Origin of the sequence: Mycobacterium simiae, from assembly GCF_008370645.1 — a bacterium.
In the GTDB taxonomy this organism is placed as follows: Bacteria; Actinomycetota; Actinomycetes; order Mycobacteriales; family Mycobacteriaceae; genus Mycobacterium; species Mycobacterium simiae_A.
Genome location: NZ_VTZN01000073.1, coordinates 1 through 24,000, shown reverse-complemented (window position 1 = coordinate 24,000; position 24,000 = coordinate 1). Strand labels below are relative to the sequence as shown.

21 protein-coding genes and 3 pseudogenes are annotated in these 24,000 nt (G+C 63.5%); 9 read left to right on the top strand and 15 right to left on the bottom strand.

The features are described 5' to 3' along the window. Positions 1–804, bottom strand: an 804-nt coding sequence (locus F0Q45_RS13285; protein WP_373424976.1) for an FAD-binding oxidoreductase, incomplete at its 3' end; no start/stop codon positions are given. A gap of 135 nt (positions 805–939) precedes the next feature. Between F0Q45_RS13285 and F0Q45_RS13280 the strand changes: the two are divergent. Continuing rightward, positions 940–1,594 (top strand): annotated as a pseudogene (locus F0Q45_RS13280) (alpha/beta hydrolase). A gap of 126 nt (positions 1,595–1,720) precedes the next feature. After that, complete coding sequence (locus F0Q45_RS13275; protein WP_149654384.1) at positions 1,721–3,229, top strand: PE family protein; 1,509 nt, start codon at positions 1,721–1,723, stop codon at positions 3,227–3,229. 6 nt (positions 3,230–3,235) lie between these two features. On the opposite strand, the gene F0Q45_RS13270 is transcribed toward F0Q45_RS13275, so the two are convergent. Further along, the gene (locus F0Q45_RS13270) at positions 3,236–3,868 is read right to left on the bottom strand and encodes a TetR/AcrR family transcriptional regulator (protein ID WP_149654383.1); all 633 of its coding nucleotides are present in this window, start codon (positions 3,866–3,868) and stop codon (positions 3,236–3,238) included. A 178-nt stretch (positions 3,869–4,046) separates the two neighbouring features. Here F0Q45_RS13270 and F0Q45_RS13265 point away from each other — a divergent pair, with 178 nt between their 5' ends. After that, positions 4,047–4,172, top strand: a complete 126-nt coding sequence (locus F0Q45_RS13265) for a hypothetical protein (protein ID WP_149654382.1) — start codon at positions 4,047–4,049, stop codon at positions 4,170–4,172. A 10-nt stretch (positions 4,173–4,182) separates the two neighbouring features. On the opposite strand, the gene F0Q45_RS13260 is transcribed toward F0Q45_RS13265, so the two are convergent. The 3 genes from F0Q45_RS13260 to F0Q45_RS13250 are packed head-to-tail and all read right to left on the bottom strand — an operon-like array spanning position 4,183 to position 7,042. Beyond that, positions 4,183–5,607, bottom strand: coding sequence for an NAD(P)(+) transhydrogenase (Re/Si-specific) subunit beta (locus F0Q45_RS13260; protein WP_149654381.1), 1,425 nt, complete (start codon positions 5,605–5,607; stop codon positions 4,183–4,185). Next, on the bottom strand, positions 5,604–5,930 hold the full coding sequence (locus F0Q45_RS13255; RefSeq protein WP_149654380.1) for an NAD(P) transhydrogenase subunit alpha: 327 nt from the start codon (positions 5,928–5,930) through the stop codon (positions 5,604–5,606). Before F0Q45_RS13255 ends, F0Q45_RS13260 begins: the two co-directional genes overlap by 4 nt. A gap of 2 nt (positions 5,931–5,932) precedes the next feature. Continuing rightward, positions 5,933–7,042, bottom strand: coding sequence for a Re/Si-specific NAD(P)(+) transhydrogenase subunit alpha (locus tag F0Q45_RS13250; protein ID WP_149654379.1), 1,110 nt, complete (start codon positions 7,040–7,042; stop codon positions 5,933–5,935). Positions 7,043–7,398: 356 nt separating this feature from the next. Between F0Q45_RS13250 and F0Q45_RS13245 the strand changes: the two genes are divergently transcribed. From F0Q45_RS13245 to F0Q45_RS13230, 4 genes are all read left to right on the top strand, one after another. Then, entirely contained in the window at positions 7,399–8,619 is a 1,221-nt protein-coding gene (locus tag F0Q45_RS13245) for an acyl-CoA dehydrogenase family protein (RefSeq protein WP_149654387.1), read from the top strand. Then, positions 8,612–9,436 (top strand): tyrosine-protein phosphatase, encoded by an 825-nt coding sequence (locus F0Q45_RS13240; RefSeq protein WP_149654378.1) that lies wholly within the window; start codon positions 8,612–8,614, stop codon positions 9,434–9,436. The genes F0Q45_RS13245 and F0Q45_RS13240 overlap by 8 nt, the downstream gene beginning before the upstream one ends. A 135-nt stretch (positions 9,437–9,571) precedes the next feature. After that, the gene (locus tag F0Q45_RS13235) at positions 9,572–11,212 is read left to right on the top strand and encodes a PE family protein (protein ID WP_188112926.1); all 1,641 of its coding nucleotides are present in this window, start codon (positions 9,572–9,574) and stop codon (positions 11,210–11,212) included. 149 nt (positions 11,213–11,361) lie between these two features. Next, positions 11,362–13,146, top strand: coding sequence for a PE-PPE domain-containing protein (locus F0Q45_RS13230; protein WP_149654376.1), 1,785 nt, complete (start codon positions 11,362–11,364; stop codon positions 13,144–13,146). On the opposite strand, the gene F0Q45_RS13225 is transcribed toward F0Q45_RS13230, so the two are convergent. The 5 genes from F0Q45_RS13225 to F0Q45_RS13205 form a co-directional block, all read right to left on the bottom strand. Further along, positions 13,147–14,115: an NADPH:quinone oxidoreductase family protein gene (locus F0Q45_RS13225; RefSeq protein WP_149654375.1), complete on the bottom strand. Its 969-nt coding sequence runs from the start codon at positions 14,113–14,115 to the stop codon at positions 13,147–13,149. 5 nt (positions 14,116–14,120) lie between these two features. Then, on the bottom strand, positions 14,121–14,981 hold the full coding sequence (locus F0Q45_RS13220) for an SDR family oxidoreductase (protein WP_149654374.1): 861 nt from the start codon (positions 14,979–14,981) through the stop codon (positions 14,121–14,123). A 96-nt stretch (positions 14,982–15,077) separates the two neighbouring features. Next, positions 15,078–16,547 (bottom strand): aldehyde dehydrogenase family protein, encoded by a 1,470-nt coding sequence (locus F0Q45_RS13215; protein ID WP_149654373.1) that lies wholly within the window; start codon positions 16,545–16,547, stop codon positions 15,078–15,080. 208 nt (positions 16,548–16,755) lie between these two features. Then, entirely contained in the window at positions 16,756–17,688 is a 933-nt protein-coding gene (locus tag F0Q45_RS13210; protein WP_149654386.1) for a class I SAM-dependent methyltransferase, read from the bottom strand. A gap of 232 nt (positions 17,689–17,920) precedes the next feature. Next, positions 17,921–18,556 (bottom strand): TetR/AcrR family transcriptional regulator, encoded by a 636-nt coding sequence (locus F0Q45_RS13205; protein ID WP_149654372.1) that lies wholly within the window; start codon positions 18,554–18,556, stop codon positions 17,921–17,923. 227 nt (positions 18,557–18,783) lie between these two features. Here F0Q45_RS13205 and F0Q45_RS13200 point away from each other — a divergent pair, with 227 nt between their 5' ends. Continuing rightward, the gene (locus F0Q45_RS13200; protein ID WP_149654371.1) at positions 18,784–20,235 is read left to right on the top strand and encodes a chloride channel protein; all 1,452 of its coding nucleotides are present in this window, start codon (positions 18,784–18,786) and stop codon (positions 20,233–20,235) included. Positions 20,236–20,344: 109 nt separating this feature from the next. Here the strand turns inward: F0Q45_RS13200 and F0Q45_RS13195 are convergent. Next, positions 20,345–20,775 (bottom strand): annotated as a pseudogene (locus tag F0Q45_RS13195) (Dps family protein); the annotation flags it as partial. 116 nt (positions 20,776–20,891) lie between these two features. Next, positions 20,892–21,818 carry a DNA-3-methyladenine glycosylase family protein gene (locus tag F0Q45_RS13190; RefSeq protein ID WP_149654370.1) on the bottom strand — a complete coding sequence of 309 codons (927 nt, stop codon included), beginning with the start codon at positions 21,816–21,818 and terminating at the stop codon, positions 20,892–20,894. 29 nt (positions 21,819–21,847) lie between these two features. On the opposite strand from F0Q45_RS13190, the gene F0Q45_RS13185 reads away from it, so the two are divergent. Next, complete coding sequence (locus F0Q45_RS13185) at positions 21,848–22,231, top strand: nuclear transport factor 2 family protein (RefSeq protein ID WP_149654369.1); 384 nt, start codon at positions 21,848–21,850, stop codon at positions 22,229–22,231. Here the strand turns inward: F0Q45_RS13185 and F0Q45_RS13180 are convergent. The 3 genes and pseudogenes from F0Q45_RS13180 to F0Q45_RS13170 form a co-directional block, all read right to left on the bottom strand. Beyond that, complete coding sequence (locus F0Q45_RS13180) at positions 22,228–22,611, bottom strand: DUF427 domain-containing protein (protein WP_149654368.1); 384 nt, start codon at positions 22,609–22,611, stop codon at positions 22,228–22,230. The genes F0Q45_RS13185 and F0Q45_RS13180 overlap by 4 nt on opposite strands. Before the next feature lie 5 nt (positions 22,612–22,616). Further along, positions 22,617–23,489: a class I SAM-dependent methyltransferase gene (locus F0Q45_RS13175; RefSeq protein WP_262490994.1), complete on the bottom strand. Its 873-nt coding sequence runs from the start codon at positions 23,487–23,489 to the stop codon at positions 22,617–22,619. 9 nt (positions 23,490–23,498) lie between these two features. Beyond that, positions 23,499–24,000: pseudogene (locus tag F0Q45_RS13170) on the bottom strand (NAD-dependent epimerase/dehydratase family protein); the annotation flags it as partial.

Genomic DNA, 24,000 nt, shown 5'->3' with positions numbered 1-24,000 from the left:
CGGCGCGCCCACGCCGAGATGTTCGCGAGTCAGCGCGGCAACCCGGCCGTCGATCAATTCCAGCGCAGCGATCCCGTCCACGTCGCGGAAAATTCGCCCGGCCTCGACGAGCGCTTCGAGTTCGGCGAACCCACAGACGGCCGTCGTCTGATGCGACGGCGCCGGGTACAGCCTCAAGTCCAGCGCGGTGATGACACCCAAAGTGCCTTCGGCGCCGACGAATAGCGCGGGCAGATCGTAGCCGGTGTTGTCGCGGCGCACCCGGCTGTGCCGGCGCAGTACCGAACCGTCGGGCAGCGCCACATCCAAACCAAGGACCTGTGCGCTCATGTTGCCGTAGTGGACTGTCCGCAGGCCGCCCGCGTTCGTCGCGGCCATACCGCCGATGGTCGCGGAATCGCGAGCCGCCAAGTCGACGCCGAACACCAGCCCAGCTGCGGCCGCGGCGCGCTGGACAGCCGTCAATGTCGCCCCGGCACCGACCGCGATACGGCGCTCGGCGGACTCGACATCGCCTATGGCGCAGAGTCGTTCGGTGGACAGCAGCACGTCGTCGTGCTCCGGAACCGTGCCGGCCACCAGCGAAGTCCGACCGCCTTGCACGGTGACATAAGCCCCAGCGTCGCGACACACCCGCAGCACCTCGGCAACCTGCTCGGCCGAACCTGGCCGCACCAACGCACTGGCCCGACCCCGATACCGACCGGTGTGGTCGACGCTGCGGCCGGCCAGCACATCGGGGTCGGTGCTGACGTGGTTGGACCCCACTAGGGCCGCCAAGCTCTGCACCACCGGTGTTGTCATGGCGCCGGTGTATCACACTCACGCTCGCCGCCGGTATGGGTGGTGATGCTCATCAAGACGAATCGCGCTTGCGGCTCGCCGGCAGTCAATAATTCATAACGCCAAGAAGGCGCGCAACAGCATCAGGGAGGCGCCATGGCCGAACGTGTCGACGTCTGGTTCACCTCCGGCAGCGACCGAGTCAGCGCGTGGCTCTACCGTCCCACCGAAAGCGGTGCCGCACCCTTGTTGGTGATGGCGCACCGACTGGGCGCAGTGCGTACTATGCGACTGGACGCCTATGACGCCTGCCTGGTGTTCGACTACCGCAACTTCGGCGACAGCGAAGGCCGACCTCGCCAACTGCTCGACATCGGCATGCAGCTTGCCGACTGCGCGGCCGCCGTGGCTTATGCGCGTACCCTCGAAAACATCGACCATGACCGAATCGGCCTGTGGGGAACATCTTTTGGAGGCGGGCGCGTGATCGCCACGGCGGCTCGGCTGCCGGGTATCGCCGCCGTCGTGGCCCAATGCCCATTCACCGATGGCATCGCCTCGATCCGGGCGATCAACCCGGTGACCGTCGCACGTATCGCGGCTCTGGCGGTGCGCGACCTCGCCGGCGCCCTGACGGGAAAGCCCCCCGTGCTGATTCCCACCGCAGGCAAGCCTGGTGAGCTGGCGTTGATGCCGGCTTGCCCCACCCTGTTATCCCGAGGGGCATTTCGCCATCTATGTCGACGACGCGTTCGAGCGTGTCGTCACCGACCAGATTCGCTTTCTCGACAGGCAGCTGCGGTCCGGCTAGTCCGAAACCGGCAAACGCCAGACTTCCTGGCCAGACGGCTCTACCCTCTGTTATTACCCAATACCCGCGGTTGCGGTTAGTTCGCGGTTCGACCGGGAAGGGGCCCGGCGCCAGAAAGGACGGGAAATGTCCTACGTGCTCACTGCCCCTGAGATATTGGCGTCGGCGGCCACCGATGTCGACGGGATCGCCGCGGCCATACAGGCGGCGAATGCGGCGGCCGCAGGCCCCACATCCAATCTGCTCGCGGCAGCCGGCGACGAGGTTTCGGCTGCCACCGCCGCTCTTTTCACTGCGTACGCTCAGGAGTATCAAGCCTTAGTCAGGCAGGCTGGCGCGTTGCACGGCCAGTTCGCCCAGGCATTAGCCGCCGCGAGCAGCGCCTACGCTCAAGCCGAGGCCGCCAACCGGGCCGTGGTCTCGGAGGTGCTGAACGCGGTCAACGCACCGATTCAGTCGCTGTTGGGTACGCCGGCAACCGTGCCGGTCAGCACCAGCAGTGGCGCGTTGACCGCCGTTCGGTCGGCACTGCTAGCAGACCCGATAACCACCGCCTTGATCATGGGCGGTACCGGTAACCCGCTGCCGCTCGCCAAATACGTGACCAACATCAACAACAAGTACATCCAGCCGCTCTTCCCGGGCGCTGTCAAACAAGGCCTGTTCACGCCCGAGCAGTTCTGGCCGGTTACCTCCCACCTCGGTAACCTGACGTTCGGTCAATCCGTCGCTAACGGCGTTTCGCTGTTGAATACCGCGATCAATAACGAATTGAACCTGGGCAATAAGGTCGTGGTGTTCGGATACTCGCAGAGCGCCACGATCGTCCACAATGAGATCCTCGCCCTCATGGCGGCCGGTGCCCCCCATCCAAACGACCTGTCGTTCATGATGATCGGCTCTCCCCACAATCCCGTCGGCGGTCTGCTCGCACGGTTCCCCGGCTTCTACCTCCCGTTCTTGGACGTGCCGTTCAACGGCGCGACTCCGGCGGACACGCCGTATCACACGATCATCTACACCGCTCAGTACGACGGCATTGCCCACGCGCCCCAGTACCCGCTCAATATCCTGTCGGACATCAACGCCATCATGGGTTACTTCTCCGTGCACGGCGATTATCCAACTTTCACGGCAGCGCAACTCGCCAACGCGGTACCGTTGCCCACCTCGCCAGGCTATTCCGGCAATACCGAGTACTACATGCTGCTGACTCAGGACCTGCCGCTGGTGCAGCCCATTCGCGACATCCCCTACGCCGGTCCCCCGCTGGCCGACCTGATCCAGCCGCAGCTGCGGGTGCTCGTCGACTTGGGGTACGCCGACTACGGACCCGGCGCCAACTACGCGAACATCCCCACGCCGGCCGGGTTGTTCGCGTTACCCAACCCCTTGGCCGTCAGCTACTACCTGCTCAAGGGAAGTCTGCAGGCACCCTACGGCGCGGTGATCGAAATCGGAGTGGAAGCCGGATTCTGGGGCCCCGAGTTATTCCCGGACGCCTACCCGTGGGTTCCGTCCATCAACCCTGGCCTGCACATCTACTTGGGGCAGCCGCAGGTGACCGCGCTATCCCTATTGAGTGGTGCGCTCGGCAACGTCCTGCACTTGATCCCGCCGCCGGTATTTCCGTAGCCGTTTCTAGGGGCCCAGCGGTGATGTGGTGCGTATCGATTCGTCGCGAATCAGCCCGCGGAGCAGCGCGGTGCTGAACTCGGCCGCAATCTCTTTGGCCGAGCGACGTCCGCTCGGCCGCAGCCAGCGGTAGCTGCCCAGCGTCATGCCGATGTAGCCCAGCGCCACCACGTGCGAGTCACACTCGTAAAACTCGCCACTGGCAATGCCGCGGTCGATGAGGCCGTGCACGTGCTCGTAGACCTGAGCTTCCTTCTCCCGGACCTCGGCAACCTGTTCGCTGGTGAACCATTCGGTGATGTAGGGCTGCTCTTGGAAGTAGACGGCGGCGCGCTCGGGGTTGCTGGCGATCCCGGTCAGCAACCGCACGGTGTACTGATAAAGCGCTTCGCGGGCGGTCCAGGACGGGTCGTCGTGTACGGCAGCCAGCGTGCCCTCGGCGGCCTGGCGGTAGATGTCGAAGAGGATCAGCGATTTGCTGGCGTAATAGTGGTAGACCGTCGCCTTGTTCAGCCCGATCACGTCGGCCACGTCGTCCATCCGGGTGCCGTGATAGCCGCGGGCAGCAAACAGTTTGGTGGCCACACCCAGCAATTCCTCTCGGCGGGAAAGGCCACTTTCGGATGGCGTTTGTGGCATTGGTGCTCGCTATCGTCGCTGCCCGCGGGGCTCGGACAAGCCCCGAGTCAAGGTTTTACCAATCAACTGGTTGGACAGTTTAGGCAGGGCCGCGCCCGCCTGTCGCACCGACGCGGATCCGACTAGACTCGCGGGCGAACCAGGTCGCGAGTCGATCGCAAGGTCGAGAGGTGGAGCAATGGATCCTAGTCCTGATTACGACGCCAGCGACGAGATCGAGTTCTTTTTCAATTACCTCACCTGGGGCTTGCGTGGGGTGGTGGACGGCAACGGCTATCCGCCGCCGGCCTACCCGCCCGTCTAGGCGCCTCGCGTTATAAAGCCTTGAGTTCTTCGGTGACGTGTGTCACCGACTTCTTCGCATCGCCGAACAGCATCGTGGTGCCCTCCCCGTAGAACAGCGGGTTGTCGATGCCCGCGAATCCAGAATTCATCGACCGCTTGAGCACAATCACCGACCTCGCCTTGTCCACATTGAGGATGGGCATCCCATAGATCGGGCTGGACGTGTCGTTGCGGGCCGCCGGGTTGGTGACGTCGTTGGCGCCGATGACGATCGCTACGTCGGTGCGAGCGAACTCATCATTGATGTCGTCCATGTCTTTCATCGCGTCATAGTCGACTTCGGCCTCGGCCAGCAGCACGTTCATGTGTCCGGGCATCCGGCCGGCCACCGGGTGAATGGCGTACTTCACCGGCACGCCGCGGTCCTCGAGTAACGACGCCATGTCCTTGACCGCATGTTGGGCCTGCGCCACGGCCAACCCGTAGCCCGGCACCACGATCACCTGGTTGGCATATGCCATCTGAATCGCGGCGTCGGCGGCCGACGTGGACTTGACCACCCTGTCGCCGCCGCCGTCACCGCTGGGAGCCACCCCGCCGCCACCAAAACCGCCCGCGACAATCGCCGGGATCGAGCGGTTCATCGCCTTAGCCATCAGGTTGGTCAGGATCGAGCCGGAGGCGCCGACGATCATGCCCGCCACGATCATTGCGGTGTTGTTCAGCGCCAATCCGGCCGCCGCGGCCGACAGGCCGGTCATGGCATTCAGCAGGGAGATGACTACCGGCATGTCGGCGCCGCCGATCGGCAGCACCACCATCAGGCCCAGCACACCGGCGGCGGCCAGCAAGCCAACCATCCACCACAGTGGCGCACCGCCAGTGCCCGGGTGTGCGTTGAGACCGATGACCACCGCTGCGCCGGTGGCCGCGGCCAGCAGCAGCAGGTTAACCGGCTGCTGCGCTTTGCCCAACCCGATCGGGCGGCCAGAAATGATCTCCTGCAACTTGCCGAACGCGATGATCGATCCCCAGAACGAGATCGACCCGATGATGGCGGCGAACAATGAGGCCACCACGATGTGCACGGTGGGCGACTCGGCGTGGCGGAACGCGGAAAAGCCGCTGGTCTGGATAAATTCTGAGAGCGCGATCAGGGCTACCGTCCCACCGCCGACGCCATTGAAAAACGCCACCAGCTGGGGCATGGCGGTCATCTTGGTCAGCCGCGCCGGCGGTACGCCGAGCACGACGCCCACCACCAGGCCCGCGATGATCAATGGCCACTGGCTGGTGTGCCGGATCATGACCAGAGTGGCCGCGACGGCGATAGTCATACCCACCGCGGCGATCAAGTTGCCGCGGACCGCCGTCTTGGGGCCGGTCAAGCCCATCAAACCGTAGATGAACAGCGAGAACGCGAAGATATAGAGACCGATCACCAAGTAATTCATCTGGCTGCCGGCTCCTCAGTCTTGGCGGGTACCGCCTTCTTCCCCTTGAACATGCCCAACATCCGGTCGGTGACAATAAAACCACCGATCACGTTCAAGGTGCCGAACACCACCGCAACAAACAGGATGATCTGCACCGCGATCGATGGCTGCTCGACCCGCCCGAACACCACCAGCGCGCCGAGTACCACGATCCCGTGGATGGCGTTGGTTCCCGACATCAGCGGGGTGTGCAAGGTATTGGGCACTTTGGAGATCACCGCGAACCCGACGAATCCGGACAGCACCAGGATCGCCAGATTCTCCAGCAGTTGGTCATACATCTCTAGCAGGCCTTTCCGTCCTGGTCGCGGGTCACACACGATTCCGCGATGACTTCATCGGCAAAATCCGGCACCAGCTTGCCGTCCTTGATCAGCAGGTCCAGCAGCGCCGTGGTGTTCTTGCTATAAAGCTCGCTGGCGTGTTCCGGCATTGTTGCCGGCAGGTTCAGCGGCGAGGCGATGGTGACGCCATGCTTGACCACCGTCTGACCCGGCTCGGTCAGTTCGCAGTTGCCGCCTGTCTCACCGGCCAGGTCCACCACCACGCTGCCGGGCTTCATCGCTTCCACCGCAGCAGCAGTCACCAACCGTGGCGCGGGCTTGCCCGGAACCAGCGCCGTGGAGATCACCACGTCGAAGCCGCTGATCGCGTCTTCTAGAGCCTTCTGCTGCTGGGCGCGTTCCTCGTCGGTCAGCTCGCGGGCGTACCCGCCCTCCCCAGCGGCGGTGATCCCGACATCTAGCCATTGCGCGCCCACCGACCGCACCTGGTCGGCGACTTCGGGCCGCACGTCGTAACCGGTGGTGCGGGCACCCAGCCGCTTGGCCGTCGCCAGCGCCTGCAGCCCGGCCACACCGACACCGAGCACCAGCACGGTCGCCGGCTTCACTGTTCCCGCCGCCGTGGTCAGCATCGGGAAGAACCGAGTCGACTCCGAGGCAGCAAGCAGTACTGCCTTGTAACCCGACACGTTGGCCTGCGACGACAGCGCATCCATGACCTGAGCACGGGAGATGCGCGGAATGGCCTCGAGCGCAAACGCCTGCACACCGGCTTGCTTTAGGGCGCCGATGGAGTTGTCGGCGTTGCGCGGTGCCAGGAATCCGATCAGCGTCTGCCCGTTGCGCAGCCGACCTACTTCGTCTGCGGTCGGCGGTGCGACCTTGACGACGATATCGGCGGCCCAGGCATCTCCGAGCGTGGCGCCGGCTTCGGTGTAGAGCTCATCGGGTAGTAGGGCCCGCTGACCTGCGCCGGGCTCGACTACGACGGCAACCCCACTGTTCACCAGCGCTGCGACCGCTTTGGGTACCAGCGCAACGCGCCGCTCGTCGGGTCTCGACTCGGCCACCACCCCTACCCTGATGGTGTGGGTCTGCGCTGCTGTCATGGCGCGTACATCCGCTTTCCTCGTACTTTCCTGTACTTCCCTGTACTTCCCTGTACTTCCCTGTACTTCCCTGGCACTTTCCTGCGCGTTCCAGCCCACTGGGCCTGCCGCTAACTCGGTCGCGCGCTTGGCTACCATAACGCGTGCCGGGTCAAGGGCCGATTTCTGATCGCCTCAGCGAAATCCCCGCAACCATCGGCATCACCGGTCGATGATTCGCCGGTCGACGTAAATTCGGTAGCGATCAGGCTGTTGTGGCGCCACAATGCGCTGTTGTGTGACGCGGCGCCCCAATCACCGCGAGCAGTCGCGGCGGCTTGTCGCACGTGTCCTATCGTGGCGGAATGGACTTCGCGATGTCGGCTCAGGCGATCGACTACCACAAGCGGTTGTCCGACTTCATGACGGAGTACGTCTTCCCGGCCGAGTCCGACTACGAGAGATACCGCCGTGAAGCCGGCCCGGGTGACCACACCGTGCCGCCGATCCTCCAGCAGCTCAAAATTAAGGCCAGAGAACGCGGCCTGTGGAACCTGTTTCTGCCAGCCGAATCGGGTCTGACCAATCTGGAGTACGCGCCGCTGGCTGAGCTGACCGGCTGGAGCCTGGAGATCGCGCCCGAGGCGCTCAATTGCGCGGCGCCGGATACCGGCAACATGGAAATCCTGCACATGTTTGGCACCGACGAGCAGCGCGCACAGTGGTTGCAACCGTTACTGGCCGGCGAGATTCGCAGCGCCTTCTCTATGACCGAGCCCGCGGTGGCCAGCAGCGACGCCCGCAACATCGAGACACTGATCACCCGCGACGGCGCCGACTACGTCATCAACGGGCACAAATGGTGGACGTCGGGCGCATCCGACCCGCGCTGCGCGATTCTGATCGTGATGGGACGCACCAACCCCAGCGCGGCGGCCCACCAACAACAGTCGATGATCCTGGTCCCAACGGACACCCCTGGGGTGACCATCGTGCGCTCGACCCCCGTGTTCGGCTGGCAGGACCAGCACGGCCACTGCGAGGTGGTCTACGACAACGTCCGGGTCCCAGCCACCAACCTGCTCGGCGACGAGGGCAGCGGCTTCGCGATCGCCCAGGCCCGGCTGGGACCGGGGCGCATTCACCACTGCATGCGTGCACTCGGCGGAGCCGAACGAGCGCTGGCGCTCATGGTGGACCGGGTCCGCAATCGGGTGGCGTTCGGCCGCCCGTTGGCCGAGCAGGGCGTAGTGCAGCACGCAATTGCTCAGTCGCGCAACGAAATCGACCAAGCCAGGCTGCTGTGCGAGAAGGCGGCCTGGACCATCGACCAGCACGGCAACAAAGAAGCCCGCCACCTAGTCGCGATGATCAAAGCTGTGGCACCCCAGGTGGCCTGCGACGTCATCGACCGGGCGATTCAGGTGCACGGAGCCGCCGGCGTCAGCGACGACACCCCCCTGGCCCGGCTCTACAGCTGGCATCGTGCGATGCGGATCTTCGACGGGCCCGACGAGGTACACATGCGATCCATTGCCCGCGCCGAACTGGGACGAGAGAAATCTCCGTTCGCTGCGGCAGTCACCCGACATGGCTGACCAGGGACTTAGCGGCGCGTGGAACTTTCGTGACGTAGCAGAAGGCACACCGGGACTGCGGCCAGGCCGACTGTTTCGGTCCAGTGAGCTGAGCCAGCTCGACGACAACGGTCGCGAAACGTTGCGGCGGCTGCGCATCAGCGACGTCGCCGATCTGCGCTCGGCTAAAGAGGTCGTCCGGCGCGGCCCGGGGCTGGTGCCCGACGAGGTCGACGTCCATTTGCTACCGTTCCCCGACCTTGCCACTGACGATGCCGAGACCGGCGAAGCAGCACCGCATGAAACCGCGTTCCAGCGCCTCTTCACCGACGGCCCACCCGACCAATCCGCCGAGGAAATTGATGCGTCCACCGTCAGGTACATGATCGACGAATACCGCCAATTCCCAACCCGTAAAGGAGCGCAGCGCGCGGTGCATCGTGTGTTCACGCTGCTGGCAGCCGACCGTCAGGTGCTCACGCATTGCTTCGCGGGCAAGGACCGCACCGGTTTTGTGGTCGCGACGGTACTAGAAGCGGTAGGTCTGGACCGCGACGTCATTCTCGGCGATTACCTACGCAGCAACGAAGCCGTGCCGCAGCTGCGCAGCCGCATCTCGGAAATGACCCAGCATCGCTTCGACATCGAACTGACGCCCGAAGTGGTTACCTTCACCAAGGCCCGGCTGTCCGACGGGGTGCTCGGCGTCCGGCCAGAGTACCTGGCCGCCGCGTGGCAAACCATCGAGGAGACCTGGGGCTCAGTGGAAGCCTATCTGCACAATACGGGTATTGCCGGCGCCGACGTTCTCCGATTGCGCAACGCGCTACTCAGCTGACCCGTTTGAACCGTTGCCCTACCCGCGAAAGCGTGGGTTGGACCAAACGCCAGACACCACAGCGGAATCGATTTACCCTCAACAGATACGGGCTTGACGGGCGTATACAACCCACTCGCCAGGAGGGATGGGTCGTTGTCATACCTTATTGCGCAACCACCGGCACTGGCGGCGGCGGCAACCGAGTTAGCGGGGATCGGCTCGGCGCTCAGCGAAGCCACTGCTGCCGCCGCGGCTCCAACGGCGGCAATCGCTACCGCGGCTGCAGATGAGGTGTCCACCGCAATCGCGCAGCTGTTCGGCGCGTTCGGGCAGGAATTCCAGGCGATCAACGCGCAACTTGGAGCGTTATACAACGAATTCACGCTGAAGTTGACGGCGGCGGCGAACGCCTATTTTGGCGACGATGCCATCAGCGCCGCCAGGCTGGTGAGGGGCGCGACAACCGGGCTCATTACGCCGACCTCTCCCCCGGTTGTGCCGCCGGTGTTCAACCAAAACACAGCTTTGGTGATGAGCGGCACCGGGTCGCCGATACCCTCGTTGCAATACATCACCAACATCACCAATCTATTCCTGCCCCCCGGCGTTATCGTGAGTCCGTTGAACACGATTGAGGAGCTATACCCCATCACCGGCGTCAAATCTCTGCCCTTCCAAAATTCGGTGGAGACTGGTCTGCAGATTCTCGACACCGCGATTTGGCAAGAAATCAACGCCGGCAACCATGTCACTGTGTTCGGCTACTCCCAAAGCGCCGTCATTTCGTCCCTGGAAATCCAGCAACTGCTGTCCCTGGGCCCGAATAAGCCGGACCCTAGCCAACTCAGTTTCATTTTCATCGGCAACGAGATGAATCCCAACGGCGGCATCCTCTCACGCATACCCGGCCTGAACATTTCGACCCTCGGCCTCCCGTTCTACGGGGCGACTCCAGACAACCCCTACCCAACGACGACATACACCCTCGAATATGACGGTTTCGCCGACTTCCCGCGGTATCCGCTCAACATCCTGTCCGACATTAACGCAGTCTTCGGGATACTCACCGTGCACACCCAGTATCCGAATCTCACCCCGGAACAGATAGCGAACGCGACGCTGTTGCCGACGCAAGGCGTGACGTCAAACCAGTACTTCATCATTGAGACCCCGGACTTGCCCCTACTGGCCCCGGTGCGAGCAATCCCCGTCATCGGACCGCCGCTGGCCGCCCTCGTCCAACCGAATTTAGAAGTGATCGTCAACCTGGGGTACGGCGACCCGAATTTCGGCTATTCGACGAGCCCTGCCAATATCCCCACGCCATTCGGACTCTTCCCAGATATCCCGCTGAGCGTCGTCGTCGATGCCCTCGTGGCCGGAACTCACCAAGGCATCAACGACTTCGCGGCCGCCCTGCCGGCTGCGCTCAACCCTCCCGAGCTCCCGATAATCGGATTCCCACCGTACATTGAGCAAATCTTGCCACCCGCACCAAGCCCAATTCCTGCTACGCCATCCAACATCACCGACGTTCTCGCGGCCGTTGTCTCGGATGCCTACTCACTTCTGCTTCCCACAGCAGATCTTGGTTTGGCCTTTGCCACCATCCTTCCCGTCTTCGACCTCTCGCTATTCCTGAACCAACTCTTACAGGGAAATCTCCGTGCCGCGATCGAATTGCCGCTCGCGGCCACCTTCGGCTTGGCCGCGCTAGGTGGCATGATCGAATTCATTGCGATCGTGCGAACAGTGGCAGAAATTGTGCAACAGTTACAGAGCCTCAGCTTCTAAATAGACTAAATAGACTGGCGAACGCGGGATGCGGTGGACCAGACCGATCTACGCTGAAAGCCTCCACGTTGAGCCGCTCTGTCAGCTCATCGGTGTAACAGCATGGGCAGTATCACAACAAAAACCCTGTCGCTGAGGGGAATTGGTCGATGGCTTACATGATGACACAGCCGCAGGTGGTGTCCGCGGCTGCCGCGAACATCGCGGAAATTCGTTCGGCGATCGCCGAGGCTAATGCCGCCGCCGCCGGTCCGACGACCGGTCTGGTGGCGGCTGCTAGCGACGAGGTATCGGCGGCGATAGCGAACCTGTTTGGCGCATACGCGCGGGAATACCAGGCGGTGACCCGGCAGGCGGCGGCCTTTCATGGTCAATTTGTTCAGGCACTGGCCGCAGCCGGGGTCGCGTACACGGAGGCTGAGGCAGCCGGCGCAGCAGCAATGTCACGGGCATTCGGTGCGCTCACCTCACCCATCCAATCACTGCTCGGTGGAGCCGCGAGCCCAGCCAGCGTCAGTGCGGTCGCCGCACCATTGGTGGCGACGACGTACGACGTGGCGTTAATCATGACCGGTAGCGGCACGCCGATACCGACGCCCGAATATATGGCCAGCGTTCGACCCTTCATCAACGCCAATTTCATGGTGACCGGTGCGTCGTTGCCGCTGAATACACCCGAAGGCCTGTACCCGCTCACCCAGGTCAAAGACCTACCCCTCAACCAATCGGTGAACTTGGGTGTCCAGATGCTGCACAACGCGCTCTTCGGGCCGCAGGGACTCATCACGGCACAGGGACAAAACGTTGCGGTGCTCGGCTATTCGCAGAGCGCCGTCCTTTCCTCGATCGAGATGCGGAACCTCGCGGCCGCCGGGAGCCCGCACACCGATAACCTCAGCTTCACCTTGCTGGGCAGCCCGATGGCTCCCAACGGAGGGCTGCTGGCCCGCTTCCCGGGTCTATCCATGCCGGCTCTCGGTTTGGAGTTCTACGGGGCCACACCCTCGAACACGGGCTATCCGCTCAGCCAATACACGCTGCAATACGACGGTTATGCAGATTTCCCCCGATATCCGATCAACTTCCTGTCGGTCCTCAACGCATTTGTGGGCATCCAGACCGTGCATGGCAACTACCCAGGTCTGGATCCGACCAATCTTCCCCCCGGCTACAACTTGGTGGAATTGCCGGTCTCTCCGACCAACAATGGCCTCGAGCGTTACTACATGATCACCTATCCCGGGTTGCCACTACTGGACCCGGTGCGAGCGATCCCGGTGATTGGCAATCCTCTGGCCAATCTCGTCGAACCGAATTTGACCTACCTGGTCAACCTGGGCTACGGAGACCCCCGTTTCGGCTATTCCACCGACTATGCCGATGTGCCCACCCCGTTCGGGCTGTTTCCTTCGATCGACCCGATAACCTTCACGACCGATATGGTCGGCTTGGCCCAGCAAGGCGGGAGTGCTTTCGCGAACGACATCAGCGCCATGGTGCCCACATCATTGCCCACCCTGTCGCTGCCGGACTTCTCGCAAACTGGCGGCTCGTCAACACCATGGGCGCTACCCAGCCTGCCGACCAGCACCGGCTCCCCCATCATCGACTTCATAGACGCTGTGCAGGCAGCCAACACCAGGATCGCCAACACTATTTCCAATGTGGCCGCCGACGCTTACGCCGTTGCGTTGCCGACGGCCGATGTCATCAACACCATGGTGACTACTCTTCCGTCTTACACCGTCAACCTGTTCTTGGACGGGGTCAAGCAGGTGGCCACCGGTGACCCCATCGGGCTGGTCAACGCGATCGGCTATCCGATTGCGGCCAATGTAGCGTTGTTGACCCTCATCGGCGGTTTCGAAGTCCTGGTCGTCACGAATGCCATTGGGTCGATTGTCGGCGATATTACTGGCCAGCCCTCCAGCTGATCACGGCTCGAGAACGACTTTGCCGAGCACGCCGCCATCAGCCAGGCTCTGCAGCGCCACCTGGGCTTCGGATAGCGGATAGCGTTGCGGCGGAGGCGGTCTCAGCCCCAGCGAAACCAGGTAGTTCAGGCCCCAGGAAAACAAGCCTGCCGAACCTGGGACCATGTTGAGGTACTCACCCCACGCGACGCCGAGCACCCCTACGTTGCGCAATAGCAGGCGGTTGACCGTGAGCGTCGGGATGCTGCCCGCGGCAAAGCCGATGACCAGCAACTTTCCATCGATGGCCAGCACCCGAACCGCGTCGTCGAACGTCGGACCGCCGATCGGATCGACGACGATATCCACCCCCTGGCCGTGGGTGTGTTTGTGCACCTGCCGAACCCAGCCGTCGGTCAACGGCAATACCACGTCGGCGCCCAGTGCGGAGACGTAGTCGACTGACCCCGCACGGTGCACCACCGCTATCACTTGGCTGGCACCCAAGGCCTTCGCTATCTGGATCGCGGCGGTGCCAACTCCACCGGCCGCGCCGAGCACCAACACCGAGTTACCCGGCCGCATCGCAGCGCGCCGGGCAAGCGCGAAATACATGGTGTTGTAGTTGACCAACAGTGACACCGCTTCGGCGTCATCGAGCTCGGCGGGACTGCGGATCACGTTGGAAACCGGAACCGCCACTTGCTCGGCATAGCAGCCCAACACCCCGAACGCCGAAACACGTTCGCCGACAGAAAAGCCTGAATTGGCCGGCGCTGTACGCACGACGCCGGCGGTTTCCAAGCCGAGCACGAACGGTGGCGACAACTTCAGCTGGTACTCGCCCTTGCACAGCAGTAGGTCCGGAAAACAAACTCCCGCAGCGCGCACGTCAATGACGACCTTCTTGCCGTCATCCGCGATGTCGTCAATATCGGTATAGACTATGCCGGACGGACCGGAAAGCTCTTGTACAACACAGGCTTTCATTAATGCTACAGCTTGAATCCAGCTTTTTTCGCGTGCGATAAGTCGGTGATCTGGTCCCAATGTGCTGCGACATCCTGCACCGACGGCGGCGTGTCGAAGTTGACGCCGTCGTTCTGGAACAAGGCAGCTCGCTGCACCCTGCCACCACCGACAATGAACACCGACGCATTGTCGGCGCACTCTTCGGTGCATAAGTAAGCCACCACTGGTGCGACGAACTCGGGCGTGAGCTTCTCCAGCACCTCCGGCGGCATGATGTCCTGGGTCATCCTGGTGGCTGCGATCGGGGCGACCGCGTTGGAGTGGACGTTGTACTTGGCACCTTCCAAAGCCAGTGTGTTGATCAACCCGACCAGACCAAGTTTGGCTGCACCGTAGTTGGTCTGGCCGAAGTTGCCGAACAATCCGCTGGTGGAGGTGGCGACGACGACTCGGCCATAACTCTGCTCCCGAAAGTGCGGCCAGGCCGCGCGGATTACGTTGTACCCGCCGTACAAATGCACCTTCAACACAGCGTCCCAGTTCTCGAATGCCATTTTGTGGAAGGTTCCGTCGCGCAGGATCCCGGCGTTGCTGACCACGCCGTGCACGGCCCCGAATTCGTCGAGCGCGGTCTTGATGATGTTAGCCGCTCCCTCGGGCTCGGAGACGCTATCGTAGTTGGCCACCGCGCGACCGCCCCCGTCGCGGATTTCGGCGACTACCTGATCGGCCATGGCCGATCCCGCACCCGTGCCGTCGCGGGCGCCCCCGAGGTCATTGACGACTACGCTGGCCCCCTCCTGGGCAAGGGTGCGGGCGTATTCGCGGCCCAATCCACCACCGGCTCCGGTAACGACGATGACGCGATCCTGCACTCCGGGCATCAGGTTCCTCTCTGCTAACACGATCAGGGTCGGCCCTGGCAGCTGGCCAGGCCGGATGGGCATATGCCGCTTCGGTCTTTTTTCGGTGGCAGCAGGCTAAAACAGCTTGCGAGCTAACTTGAAGGCCCGCTCGGTGTAAGGCGGGTACAGGATGCTCGACAGGTCAGGTCGCGTCGGTTTGGTGAGCACCGACTTGCGGTGGCTGAACTCCTGGAAGCCCCACTTGCCGTGGTACGCGCCCATGCCCGAGGCACCTACCCCGCCGAACGGCAGCTTGACCGTCGACACTTGGAACGCGAGGTGATTGACCAGCATGCCGCCCGCCGGCACCTCTTTGATCACCCGTTCGCGTATGTCACGCGACTTGGTGAACAAGTATGCCGACAGCGGCTTAGGCCGCGAGTTGACGAATTTTATCGCCTCATCCAGCGACTTGACGGTGAGCACCGGCAGGATCGGCCCAAAAATCTCGTTGGTCATCAGCGGCCCAGCCGGATCAGGGTCGACGACGACGGTCGGCTCGATCCGCAAACTCGACGCGTCGCACCTGCCCCCCGCGGCAATCGTGCTTTTTCCGTCAGCTTTCGCGTCGGTGAGGTAGCCGCTCAACCGGTCGAACTGGCGCTGGTTGACGATGCGGAATCCGGCCTGGTCCTCCTGGGCACGGAACTTGGTGATGGCGGCGCCGATCTTGCTCACCAGTTCATCCCGAATCGTTGCGTCAGCCAGCACATAGTCGGGTGCTACACAGGTTTGCCCGGCGTTGAGCAATTTGATCCAAGCGATCCGCTTGGCCGCGACATCCACATCGGCGTCGGCAGCCACGATCACCGGGCTCTTGCCGCCGAGTTCGAGCGTGACCGGGGTCAGGTGTGGTGCTGCACCTTCATAGACTTTGCGGCCGATCTCGGTGCCGCCGGTGAACATCACCCGGTCCATTCCCTGCGCGATCAGCTCCTGGCTCACTGCGCCATCGCCTTCGACCACCGCGATCGCATCGTTGTCCAGATAGCGCGGCACCAGCTCAGCAATCAACCGTGACGACGCGGCAGCAATCTCCGAAGGCTTGAGCACCATCGTGTTTCCAGCTGCAATCGCCCCGACCGCTGGGCCTAGCGTCAGGTAGAACGGGTAATTCCACGCTCCAATGATCAGCACGGTCCCGTAGGGCTCATACTCCACCCAGCCACGGCCAGGCAGCTGCGGGGCCTCGAGCAGTAGATACTTGCGACGCATCCACCTGCGCACGTGCTTGGCCGCATATTTGGCTTCCCGCACGGTGACTGCGATGTCGGCGATATACGCCTCAATGGGATTGCGGTCCAGATCCTCGGCGAGCGCCTTGGTGATCGCGTCCGAGTTTTCCTCCATCAATCTTTCCAACTGCAACAATTGCTGCCTGCGCCACTCGACACTGCGGGTTCGTCCGGTCGCGAACGTCTTGCGCAGCCGGGCCACCGTCGCAGCAACATCAGCTGCCTTTAGTGCGTCGGAATTGGAGGCGGCTTCGGGGGATTCGGTTTGAGCGGTCTCCTGAACCTTCGGTGCAACCGATTCGGTGGTCATCGTTGTCCTTCCTTTCCGGGTGTTCCCGGAAGTGCGTACGCCACATCGCGTGGTCGCACATCGGTGTTAACCGCGATCCTAGTCATCCAGCTAAACCAGGAATAGGAAAGATCCGGCTCGAGCGCGAAATCGCGGTACCGCCGCGGCCTAGGCGGCACAACCAGATGCAACAACACGTCGGGCCGTACCAACCCGAACGGTGGCTACATCACATCCGCTCGGCGGTCACCAACTCGGACAGCGCTTGCTTGTCGTCAGCCATCGGCACACCCGCTACCCAGCGGCCCACTCGCCGCATCTCGTCGCCGGCGTTGCGGGCCGTGGCCCGCCAGCCGTGGTCATTGAGCCAATCGGCGACGACCGTTCGGTTGGGGTCGTGGTAGATCAACTCGTGTACGTCGAAGGCTTGCTCAAGGCCAAGCGCCTCGGCCACCTTCTTGAATCGCTCGCGGATTTGGTCAAGCCGTTCGTCGGCACGGTTGGCGGCGGTTTCGGCGGCGATCCGGCTGCCTGCTGGGCTGAGTTCACCCACCTGGGTAAACAGCCGATCCTGGGCGTCGGCGGGAAGGTACATCAGAAGTCCCTCGGCCAGCCACGCAGTCCTTGCGGTCGGGTCGAAACCAGCTGCGCGCAGCGCGGCCGGCCAATCCTGGCGCAAGTCAATCGGTACTGCGCGGCGATCGGCCGACGGCGCCACTCCGTGTTCCGCCAGCGTCGTGGACTTGTAGGCAAGAACCTGCGGCTGGTCGATTTCGAACACCCGCGTTCCGGCGGGCCACTCCAGCCGGTAGGCGCGGGAATCTAGTCCCGACGCCAGAATCACGACCTGGCGGATTCCGTCGGCGACCGCAGCGGCGAAGTAGGTGTCAAAAAAGCTTGTCCGCACGGCCTGGTAGCTGCGCATATGCTCCACCACAGCTGCGATTTCAGTGTCCAAAGCCGCCACCTTGGCCACCATTTCCTCGTCGAGCATCGCTTCCCACAGCACGCTGGCTTGGGCGTTGACCACAAGCAGCTTGGCGTACGGGTCACGGATTAGCGGGTCCGGCTGTTCGGTTTCGACTGCTCGTGCGGCGGCCACCATCACCGCTGTGGCGCCGACGCTTGTTTTGATGTCCCAGGTGTCGTCATGGGTACGCAGCGTGCTCATCGCATGCTCCTGCTCTCTAGGCGAATCTTCGGCCGATCGGTTGAATGGTCGAGCCAGACCTGCTCGTCGCCGTCACAGATCGCGAATCGGCGCATCGGCGCCGGCCGTTTCCGCGACACCAGAGGCGCGCACCGGCGGTCGTCCAGATCGGTCATATCCTGACCATGCTACCGAATAAGTTAGTGAATCTATATTATTTTGTGGGCCAGGTCACACCCGCCAATTAGGCTCCGGACTTCCATAGCGTGCCGGCCATCAGCTGTCGCAGCGACGCGACGATGGCCTCCATCTCGCGGATGCTGCCCACAAAGCCGGCGTAAAAGCCGACTCCGCACAACATCATTATCAACGCCTCTGTTAGCGGAGCGGCTTCGGTATCGGCGGCGAGTTCCCCCCGCTCGACGGCAGCACTGACGGCGGAGAACAAGAACTTGCGGGTAAGGCCAACCGGGTCGTTCTCGTCGTGCAGCAATTCCGGATGCCGCTGCGACTCCAGCACGGCAGTGGCCAGAAACGCTGCCGTGCACGGATTAGCAGCGTCGGCCTCCATCGCGACGGCGATAAACGCCGCCAGCTGCCGAAAGAGGCTTCCCTCAGACCGCGCCCGCTCAATACCAGTGGTAACGACCAGCTCATTGGTTTGGTCCAACACCTCTCGGTATAGCAACCGCTTACTGGAGAAGTAGTGATTGATTGCGGGCCGGGAAAGGTCGGCACGGACGGCGATGCCCTGGAAAGTCGCGCCGTCGTAGCCGCGTTCGCTGAATACCTGACGGGCGGCGTCGATGATGCGCTTGCGCGTCTCGTCTGCTTTCGCGGCGGGAGGACGCCCCGGACCACGACTGGCGGTGAGCGGCATTACTAAAGTGTGCCACTGCCAATGTGTGCCACTGCCGCGGTATCGCGTTAACGCGCTGGGCGGAATTCTGCCAACCTTCCAAAGTGGTGCTCCGCACCGCGTGGCCAGCCACGCTATTCCGGTCATCTAGCGCGCACCTGATCCGCGGTGCGCGGCCGGTATAACCGGACCGAAGTCCGGTATACCTCGCTGGCATAGGATGTCGTGGTGCTTGCGAGGCTCACGACGTGAAAGAGCGGACGCCGAATTCTCCCGAGCCGGGAGAGGCGCCGCCTGCGGCAGCCGGTGGCCGATTCGGCGCATCCATCCGCAACGCGGGCTACCTGCGCAAGTGGTTCGCGCTAGGCATCACCATCGGCGTCATTTCCGGTCTAGGAGCAGTAGTTTTCTACCTCCTGCTGAAATACACCGGCGAGTTCTTGCTCGGCTACCTGGCGGATTACCACATACCCACCCCGCTAGGGGAGGGCGGTACCCGCGGATCCAGTGGTTTCGCCCGTCCGTGGGCCATTCCGCTGGTCACGACGGGCGGGGCGCTGCTGTCGGCCTTCATCGTGGCCAGGTTCGCACCGGAGGCCACCGGTCACGGCACCGACGAAGCCATCGAAGCCGTGCACACCGATCCCCGCGCCATCCGTAGCCGAGCGGTGCTGGTGAAGATGGTGGCCAGCGCGCTGACCATCGGATCGGGTGGATCGGGAGGCCGCGAAGGCCCGACGGCGCAGATCTCAGCTGGCTTCAGCTCGCTGCTGACCCGCCGATTGGGGCTGTGCGACGAAGATGGCCGGGTTGCGGTGGCGTTGGGGATCGGCGCCGGTATCGGCGCGATCTTCGCTGCTCCGTTGGGCGGAGCGGTGCTGGCCGCTTCCATCACCTACCGCGACGACTTCGACTACCGCAGCCTGCTGCCCGGATTCATCACCTCAGGGACGGCGTACGCTGTGCTCGGCGCCTTTCTAGGATTCGACCCGCTATTCGGCTACATCGACGCCGAGTACCGCTTCGAAAAGGCATGGCCCCTCTTGTGGTTTGTGGTGCTCGGGCTGATCGCTGCAGCCGTCGGCTACCTGTATGCCCGCATCTTCCATGCGTCGGTAAGACTGACCCGCCGGCTTCCGGGTGGGCCGATCCTCAAGCCGGCCGTGGGCGGGTTGCTGGTCGGGTTGTTGGGACTGCTGATCCCACAGGTCCTCAGCAGTGGCTACGGCTGGGCTCAGCTGGCCGCTGACCGCGGATCGCTGATGGCCATCCCGCTGTGGATCGTCGTCGTGCTGCCGATCGCGAAGATCATCGCGACGTCGCTGTCGATAGGCAGCGGCGGGTCGGGCGGACTGTTTGGGCCCGGCATCGTCATCGGCGCATTCGTCGGCGCCGCGATCTGGCGCCTGGGTGAACTATCCGGATTGCCGGGGGTGCCCGACGCGCCGGGCATCTTCGTCGTGGTGGGAATGATGACCTGCTTTGGCAGCGTGGCACGTGCACCGCTGGCGATCATGATCATGGTCGCGGAGATGACCGGCTCGTTTTCGGTGGTGCCCGGAGCCATCCTCGCCGTCGGGATCGCGGCATTATTAATGTCGCGGACCAACGTCACGATCTATGAAGCGCAGCGGCTGAACCGTGAAGCTGCCGCGGCCGAGCGCGCGCACCCAGGCTCCGGCCGATCCGATCAGCGCTGATCAATTAGCCCAACGGCCGCATTGAGCAGCTGGGCGCCGTTACCATCCACTCGTTCCGGCGGTCCGCCGATCGTCGTGCCGTCCAGGCTGCCTCGCCGTTGGAGGTACAGTACTGAAACTTTTCCAAATCCGCGGCGTGGTCGATGAGGATCTCCTGGGTCACCCGATCGAGTTCCTCGGTTTCTTCGATGTCTTTGCGGATATCTTGGATCACCCCGGTATAGACCAGATCCAGCGCCGCCAAATGAGCTGGGACGCAGTCACGGCCGACGGACTAGTCGTCCCAGGTGCGGTCCTTGATAATCGCACCTGGGGTGCCCTGTGGCGATGCGCCCAGGGCAGCGATGCGCTCGGCCACCTGGTCGGCATAGCCGCGCACCGCCGCGATTTGCGGATCGATCATCTCGTGCACACCAATGAAGTTAGGGCCCACCACATTCCAGTGCACGTGCCGTGCTTGAGCCTCAAGTGCAGATCGTTGCAGGTGCTCAGATGCTGCTGCAGCAGATCGGCGAGTCGCGTTCCCTGCTCCGCTGTCAATCCCGGGTGTCAAGGGACAGTGAACCGAATCATCGGTTGCCCCCTGTAGCTCGCATACGGTCAGTTCCTGTGATGGATACCCGATGGCGCTGCGGCCAACCCGAGGTCTTCCTCGGCTAGAGCGACCGGATGTTCTGCACCGGCAGCCGTGACCCGTGGCGCGGTTCGTAGGCCAGGCCGCTGGCTTCGAGCAGGCGTACCACCCGGTGTCGATGCGGTCGCATCGGCTCCAGCAGCTCGAGCATGCCGGCGTCGTCGACCGGATGGCCCAGCAGCGTCCAACCGATCATCTTGGGAATGTGGTAGTCCCCCAGCGATACCGCGTCGGGATCGCCGAACGCCCGTTGCCTCGTCTCGGCCGCGGTCCAGATCCCGACCCCCGGCAGTGAGGTGAGCGCCTCCCGAGCCTGAGCCGACGACCGCATGGCCAATCGTTCCAGCGACGCCGCCCGCTGTGCGCAACCCACCACGGTCCGAGCCCGTCCCGGGTCGACGTTGGCGCGGTGGAACTCCCAGGATGGGATATGACGCCATGCGTGAGCCGACGGCGGCACCCGCATGCCTTCGGGCGCCGGTCCCGGGGCCGGCGTGCCGTACTTGGACACCAAGACGCGCCACGAACGGAAGGCGTCCGCGCCGGGCACCCGCTGCTCGATCACTGCCGGGATCAAGGCTTCCAGCACCTGTCCGGTGCGGCCCAGCCGCAGCTGCGGGAGCCTCCGGTGCGCGGCCGCCACCGTGGGGTCGCGCGGAACGAAATCGGAGACGTCGTCGTCAGCACCCAACATCGCGGGCAACATCGCGAGAAACTCCTCGGCGCCACTACCCCAGGCCTGGCAGCGGGCGGTGTCGGGTGCCCCGCGACTGAATCGCGCCGTGACGGGCCCAGTGGGCAGCAGGCTGGTCCGCCAGATCGTGCCGTCACCGGGTACACGAAAGCAGGGATCGCCGCGGCCGCGGCGCAACGGCGCCAACGTATGCCCGAAACCGGCGGCGCCGGGAAAAGACACCACCGCTTGGACGGCCGGATCAATTGACCGCAAACTGTGCTCCGCGACAGGATGGCGGTGTGATGACGCCGTTCGACGATCCGCAGGCTGAGCTGGCATGGATGTTTCTGCAGAGCTTATGCGAAGGCGGAGACGTCGACGAGGGCTTCGATTTGCTCAGCGATGACTTCACGTACTGGAGCATCGTCAGCCGCGCGACCATGGACAAGGAGGCGCTGCGGCGGGCAATCGACCGACGCAAGAGCCTCTTCGCAATCAACATCGATTTACTCCGATGCGTGAACGAAGGGGAAACGGTGGTGGTCGAAGCCCACGCCGATGGCATCACCGCCGACGGCACCCGATACGACACCCCATTCGTGTGCATTTTCGAGACCCGGGACGGGATGATCGTGTCGATTCGTGGATATAGCGACACCCGCCTGGCAGCCGAAGTGTTGCCCTAGTTACCAGAGCTCACGGTGATCTCGGCCTTGTCGGGGTAGAACGCGACGTGCCCGGCGATCGCCGCGACCGCCGGATACGGCTGCTCATACGTCCAGATCGCATCATCGACGGTGCCGGCTGCCGTGGTGGTGACGCTGTAGTAGCTGGCTTGGCCCTTGAACGGACAGTAGCTACTGGTGTCGGTGCGGGTCAGCTTCTCCTGAGCCACGTCGCCCAGTGGAATGTATTGCACCGCAGGCAAAGTGGCTTCCCGCAATTCCAACGCCGCGGTGGTGTCGGCGACGACCTCGCCGTTGACGCGGACCTGCACCCGTCCCTTCGTCGGCTCGATGGTGATCGGGTGCCCAGCGCTGGGCTCCAAAACTTTCGGGTGGATCATGGTCGCTACCTCTCAGATACAGGTGATGGGTGCAACACCGGTCGGCCATCAACGCTTCCCGGTCCGAATGCGTAGCGGTGGTACTGCGACATGTTGGCCATCGCAGGAACCAGCGCCATGACCCTGCCGAGCACTTGGTAAGCGCGTGGCAGCCGCTCGAAGGCGTCGGATTCGAACCACCGAACCCACGCCAGCAGCCGAGTACCTGGTACCGCTTGCAAGATGTCGTCGGGCTCGTCGATGCCCCACCGCAACGTGGACCCGGACCGGCGCACCACGGTGTTCATCCACTGCGACTTGATGCCCAGCCAGTTGAACGCGTCGAACTGCAACTCCCCGGACGGAAAGCGATCAATCATCCTTCGCAGTAACGCAATTCCGTCCTGCTCGCTCAGATACATGGTCAGGCCCTCACCGATCATCAGCGTGGGCCGGTCGCCGCGAACCTCGGTGAGCCAAGCGGGATCGGTGACCGACGCAGCAATAACGTGGTAGTGATCGACAGCGGGGTTGAGCGTGCTGCACAACTCGGCGACCTGTGGGTAGTCGACGTCATACCACTCCACATCGGGACCCGGTTGCAGCCGGAAATACCGACTGTCCAGCCCGCAGCCCAGGTGCAAGACCACGGCGGGTGAGTGCACGGCAAGAAATTGGCGAGCCCAGTGGTCGAAGTGTGCCGTCCGCACGGTCACCGCCGCCGCGTTGCGCGCCGTGATTGAGGTCTTCGTCCAGTCGTAGTCGATGTGTGCAACGATCTCCTTGGCGTAGCGATCGCCGAGGATCGGATTCGGCAAGTCGGCGTCGAGTGCCTTGGCGTACAGCGTCGCGAGCATGGTCTGCGGTGGTCCGGCAAGGTCGACCGCAACTGTGCCCATACGTCGACCCTAGTCGGACGGCGCGGTCCTAGCGTCTGGCCTGGGCGCCCGCATGGCTGCCCAGAACCGGGCGGCCTCGCGGATCGATTCCTCAACCGGGCGCGGCTGCCAACTCAACTCGCGTACCGCCTTGCCGTGGTCGACCGGGGCCTCGGCGCGCATCATCCGCACCGACTCGAGGCTGAGTTCGGCGTCTTTGCCAGCGAGCCGGGCCCGCACGCTGCCGATCGCGCCCAGGACATAGAGCGTCGGCACCGAGACGCACCAACGCGGCGGCGCCATACCGGCCTCGTCGGCCGCGATCCGCACGACGTCCTGCAACGCGATCATGCGTTCGGAGATGAGGTAGCGCTCGCCGTCGCGGCCTCGTTCGGCTGCCAAAATCATTGCGCGGGCAGCGTCGTCGACACCCACCGCCTCCAGCTCGATGCCGTTCATCGTGAACGGAAGTTTGCCGAACACCGCGCCGGCAATAAACGCGCCGTGTGGAGTACGACCCCAATCGCCGCTG

What these genes read in the sequence shown, in the direction of transcription:
- F0Q45_RS13275 (WP_149654384.1), top strand. Translation starts at nt 1,721, where the DNA reads ATGTCCTACGTGCTCACTGCCCCTGAGATATTGGCGTCGGCGGCCACC.
- F0Q45_RS13270 (WP_149654383.1), bottom strand. Translation starts at nt 3,868, where the DNA reads ATGCCACAAACGCCATCCGAAAGTGGCCTTTCCCGCCGAGAGGAATTG.
- F0Q45_RS13265 (WP_149654382.1), top strand. Translation starts at nt 4,047, where the DNA reads ATGGATCCTAGTCCTGATTACGACGCCAGCGACGAGATCGAGTTCTTT.
- F0Q45_RS13260 (WP_149654381.1), bottom strand. Translation starts at nt 5,607, where the DNA reads ATGAATTACTTGGTGATCGGTCTCTATATCTTCGCGTTCTCGCTGTTC.
- F0Q45_RS13255 (WP_149654380.1), bottom strand. Translation starts at nt 5,930, where the DNA reads ATGTATGACCAACTGCTGGAGAATCTGGCGATCCTGGTGCTGTCCGGA.
- F0Q45_RS13250 (WP_149654379.1), bottom strand. Translation starts at nt 7,042, where the DNA reads ATGACAGCAGCGCAGACCCACACCATCAGGGTAGGGGTGGTGGCCGAG.
- F0Q45_RS13245 (WP_149654387.1), top strand. Translation starts at nt 7,399, where the DNA reads ATGTCGGCTCAGGCGATCGACTACCACAAGCGGTTGTCCGACTTCATG.
- F0Q45_RS13240 (WP_149654378.1), top strand. Translation starts at nt 8,612, where the DNA reads ATGGCTGACCAGGGACTTAGCGGCGCGTGGAACTTTCGTGACGTAGCA.
- F0Q45_RS13230 (WP_149654376.1), top strand. Translation starts at nt 11,362, where the DNA reads ATGGCTTACATGATGACACAGCCGCAGGTGGTGTCCGCGGCTGCCGCG.
- F0Q45_RS13225 (WP_149654375.1), bottom strand. Translation starts at nt 14,115, where the DNA reads ATGAAAGCCTGTGTTGTACAAGAGCTTTCCGGTCCGTCCGGCATAGTC.
- F0Q45_RS13220 (WP_149654374.1), bottom strand. Translation starts at nt 14,981, where the DNA reads ATGCCCGGAGTGCAGGATCGCGTCATCGTCGTTACCGGAGCCGGTGGT.
- F0Q45_RS13215 (WP_149654373.1), bottom strand. Translation starts at nt 16,547, where the DNA reads ATGACCACCGAATCGGTTGCACCGAAGGTTCAGGAGACCGCTCAAACC.
- F0Q45_RS13205 (WP_149654372.1), bottom strand. Translation starts at nt 18,556, where the DNA reads ATGCCGCTCACCGCCAGTCGTGGTCCGGGGCGTCCTCCCGCCGCGAAA.
- F0Q45_RS13185 (WP_149654369.1), top strand. Translation starts at nt 21,848, where the DNA reads ATGACGCCGTTCGACGATCCGCAGGCTGAGCTGGCATGGATGTTTCTG.
- F0Q45_RS13180 (WP_149654368.1), bottom strand. Translation starts at nt 22,611, where the DNA reads ATGATCCACCCGAAAGTTTTGGAGCCCAGCGCTGGGCACCCGATCACC.
- F0Q45_RS13175 (WP_262490994.1), bottom strand. Translation starts at nt 23,489, where the DNA reads ATGGGCACAGTTGCGGTCGACCTTGCCGGACCACCGCAGACCATGCTC.